Below are 4317 nucleotides of genomic sequence, written 5' to 3' on the forward strand. Positions count from 1 at the left end.
ATCGGCCTCCGGCTCGCAGGCGCCGACCCAGCCGGGGCCGGCCGGGATGTCGTCGCCGCGGCGGTACGCCTCGGCGACGGCACGGGCGCGGTCGTCGGCGGCCTCGTTCATCGGGTGGCCGACGTGGCCCCGGACCCACTCGAACCGGTAGCGGCGACCGGCGAGTGCCGCGTCGAGCTGTTCGAGCAGCTCGCGGTTCAGCACGGGGGAGCCGTCGGCCTTGCGCCAGCCCTTGCGCTTCCAGCCGGCCATCCACTTCGTGAGCGAGTTGATCACGTACTGGCTGTCGCACTGCACGAGGAGCTCGTCGTCGAGGTGGGCGGTCGCGCGGAACAGCTCGAGCACCGCGGTCAGCTCGCCCTGGTTGTTCGTCGCGCGGGGCCATCCGCCCGCCGCCCAGCAGTCGTCGGAGACGTACCAGGCCCAGCCCGCCGGGCCGGGGTTGCCGAGGGCGGAGCCGTCGGCGGCGGCGATGATCATGCGGTCGTCCTTCCGGTGGGGGCGGGCGGCGACCATGCTATCGGCGTCCGCCGACCGGATCGCGCCGACGGGCCGCCCGACCTCGGCGGACCGGGCGGTCATGTCAGGGCGCGCGCGTAGACTGCTCCGGTGATCCTGCAGGGCTTGAACACGGCGCTTTCGCGCGCCTCCACGATCGACCGAGCCCTCGCGGAGGCCGATCGGAACGCCGACTTCTCCGCTCCGGCCGGGCTCGACGCGCCCCTGCTCGCGGGGCTGCTGGGCCGTCGCACGACCAACGGCCACCCGCCCGTCCTGTTCGTGATCACCGCGACGAGTCGCGAAGGCGAGGCGCTGCGCAGTTCGCTCGCCCCGTACCTCGACGACGCCGAGATCCTCGAGTTCCCGGCGTGGGAGACGCTGCCCCACGAGCGGCTCAGCCCGAGCGCCGAGACGGTCGGGCGTCGCCTGCACGCCATCCGGCGGATGGCCGCCTGGAGCACCGAGGGCGCGAGGCATCCGCTCGTCATCGTCGCGTCAGTGCGCGCCGCGCTGCAGCCCGTCGCCGACAACCTGGCCGACCTCGCGCCCGTCGAACTCGTCGCGGGTGGGCGCGGCCACGACCTGTCCGACCTCGCCCTGCGGCTCGTCGACCTCGCGTACTCGCGCGTCGACATGGTGTCGCGCCGGGGCGAGTTCGCGGTGCGCGGCGGCATCCTCGACGTCTTCCCGCCGACGGCCGACCACCCCGTCCGCGTCGACTTCTTCGGCGACGAGGTCGAAGAACTGAGGGCGTTCTCGGTCGCCGACCAGCGATCGCTGCCCGACGTGGTCGATCAGGTGGTCCTCGCGCCGAGCCGCGAAATGCTGCTCACCGAGCCGGTGCGCCAGCGCGCGCGCGAGATGGTCCACGAGTTCCCCAACCTCTCGGGCATGCTCGAGCGCATCGCCGAGGGAATCCCGGTCGAGGGCATGGAATCGCTCGCGCCGGCGCTGGTCGAGCGACTGGTTCCCGTGACCTCCTACCTCCCCGCGGGCGCCGCGGTCGCGGTGGTCGGGCCCGAGCGGGTCGCCGGTCGTGCGGTGAGCCTCGGCGAGACGAACCGCGAGTTCCTGGCGGCGGCGTGGGATGCCGCGACCGCGGGTGCCGCGGCGCCCATCGACCTCGCCGCCGGAGACTTCCTGACCCTGCGCGCGCTGCGCGAATCCGTGCTCTTCAGCGCTCCCGGCGCGCCCGACGCCGACCACGTGTGGTGGACCTTCTCGAGCTTCGACCAGGGCGACGCGGCCGAGGCCGTCGGCGAGACCGCCGGCGGGGCGGATGCCGCGTACGTGCGGGTCGCGGCCACGACCGTGCCGAGCTTCCAGGGCAACGTCGAGGGCGCCGTCGCGCACGTCGGCGAACGGCTGCGCGACGGGTGGAGCCTCGTCGTCGCCGCCGCCGGACACGGACTCGTCGAGCGCGCGCGCGACGTGCTCGCCGAGCACGGGCTCGCCGGGCGCATCGTCGAGACCGTGCCCGACGAGCTCGAGCCGGGCGTCGCGTTCCTCGTGCAGGCCCAGGCGGCTGCCGGGTTCGAGCTGCCCGAGGCGAAGGTCGGCCTCATCGCCGAGGCCGAGTTCTACGGTCGCTCGGCCGGGTACGACACCCGGCAGGTCAAGAAGCTCGCGAGCCGGCGACGCAACGTCGTCGACCCCCTGCAGCTGAAGGCCGGCGACCACGTCGTCCACTCCACGCACGGCATCGGCCGGTTCGTCGAACTCGTGCAGCGCGAGGTCGCCGGCGCCCGGCCGACCGGTCCGAGCCGCACCGCCGGGATCAAGCCGGCGCCGAAGACCGTGCGCGAGTACGTCGTGCTCGAGTACGCGCCCTCCAAGCGCGGGCAGCCCGGCGACCGGCTCTACGTGCCCATGGACCAGCTCGACCTGCTCAGCCGCTACGTCGGCGGCGAGGCGCCGAGCCTGTCGAAGATGGGCGGGAGCGACTGGTCGCAGGCCAAGAGCCGTGCGCGCAAGGCCGTGCGCGACATCGCGGTCGAGCTCGTGAAGCTGTACTCGGCGCGGATGGCGGCCAAGGGGCACGCCTTCGGCCAGGACACGCCCTGGCAGCACGAGCTCGAGGAGGCCTTCCCGTACGCCGAGACGCCCGACCAGCTGCAGACCATCGACGAGGTCAAGGCCGACATGGAGCGGCCCATCCCGATGGATCGACTGCTCGCCGGCGACGTCGGGTTCGGCAAGACCGAGGTCGCGGTGCGCGCCGCGTTCAAGGCGATCCAGGACGGCAAGCAGGTCGCGATGCTCGTGCCGACGACGCTCCTCGTGCGACAGCACGTCGAGACGTTCTCCGAGCGGTTCGCGGGCTTCCCCGTGCACGTGCGCGCGCTCAGCCGCTTCCAGACCGACAAGGAGGTGCGCGAGACCGTCGCCGGCCTCGCGGACGGCACGGTCGACATGGTCATCGGCACGCACCGGATCCTCACCGAGCAGATCGCGTTCAAGGACCTGGGCCTCCTGGTCATCGACGAGGAGCAGCGCTTCGGCGTCGAGCACAAGGACCAGCTGAAGAAGCTGAAGACGAACGTCGACATCCTCGCGATGAGCGCCACCCCGATCCCGCGCACCCTCGAGATGGCCGTCACCGGCATCCGCGAGATGTCGACGCTCGCGACGGCGCCCGAGGACCGGCACCCGATCCTGACGTTCGTCGGCCCGTACACCGACCAGCAGGTCGCCGCCGCCATCCGCCGCGAGATGCTCCGCGAGGGCCAGGTGTTCTTCGTGCACAATCGGGTGTCCTCGATCAACCGGGTCGCGGCGCAGCTCGCCGAACTCGTGCCCGAGGCGCGCATCGCGGTCGCGCACGGCCAGCTCAACGAGCACGTGCTCGAGCAGATCGTCGGGGACTTCTGGGAGCGCAAGTTCGACGTGCTCGTCTCGACGACGATCATCGAGACCGGTCTCGACATCTCCAACGCGAACACGATCATCATCGACCGGGCCGACAAGTACGGCCTGTCGCAGCTCCACCAGCTCCGCGGCCGGGTCGGCCGCGGCCGCGAGCGGGCCTACGCGTACTTCCTCTACGATCCGGCCAAGCCGCTCTCCGAGACCGCGCACGACCGGCTCTCGACGATCGCGGCGAACAACGAGCTCGGCAGCGGCATGCAGGTCGCCCTGAAGGACCTCGAGATCCGCGGCGCGGGCAACCTGCTCGGCGCCGAGCAGGCCGGGCACATCGCGGGCGTGGGCTTCGACCTCTACCTGCGGATGATCGGCGAGGCCGTCAACGCGTTCCGCGGCGAGGTCGCCGAGGGGCAGACGGAGCTGCGGCTGGAGCTGCCCGTCGACGCGCACATCCCTGAGGACTACGTCGACAGCGAGCGACTGCGACTCGAGGCCTACCAGAAGCTCTCGGCCGCGAGCGGCCCGGCCGCGAAGGACGGCCAGATCGACCTGGTGGTCGAGGAGCTCGTCGACCGCTACGGCGAGCTACCCGAACCGGTCGAGCATCTCGTTGCCGTCTCGAGGCTGCGCCGCACGGCGCAGCTCGCCGGACTCTCCGACGTCATCGCGACGGGCTCCAAGCTGCGCATCGCGCCCGCGAAGCTGCCGGACTCGCGTCGCGTGCGGCTCGAGCGCATGTACCCGGGGGCGAAGCTCTTCCCGCAGAACGACGTCATCCTCGTGCCGTTCCCGACGCCGGGCGGCGAGGCGCCGGGAGACGCCGACCTCATCGAATGGGTCTCGAACCTGATCGGGGTGATCTTCCCGGCAGAGCAGCGGGCCGCGCCCGCCGAGGGCGCGGCCGCGACCGCCGGCTGACGCAGGCGCGAGACCCGGCCGGGGACCCGGCAC

The 4317-nt window shown here is 72.4% G+C and carries 2 protein-coding genes; one reads left to right on the plus strand and one right to left on the minus strand.

The window, feature by feature from the left end; genetic code table 11:
* A partial coding sequence (locus ESO86_RS12255) for an RNase H family protein (RefSeq protein ID WP_340638854.1) occupies positions 1-480 on the minus strand: 480 nt, incomplete at its 3' end.
* Between the two features lie 129 nt (positions 481-609).
* Between ESO86_RS12255 and mfd the strand changes: the two genes are divergently transcribed.
* A complete protein-coding gene (gene mfd / locus ESO86_RS12260) occupies positions 610-4284 on the plus strand; it encodes a transcription-repair coupling factor (RefSeq protein WP_129235284.1) in 3675 nt (1224 codons plus the stop codon).
* The last annotated feature ends 33 nt before the right edge of the window (positions 4285-4317 follow it).

It is taken from the genome of Agromyces binzhouensis, from assembly GCF_004135055.1.
Lineage (GTDB): Bacteria > Actinomycetota > Actinomycetes > Actinomycetales > Microbacteriaceae > Agromyces > Agromyces binzhouensis.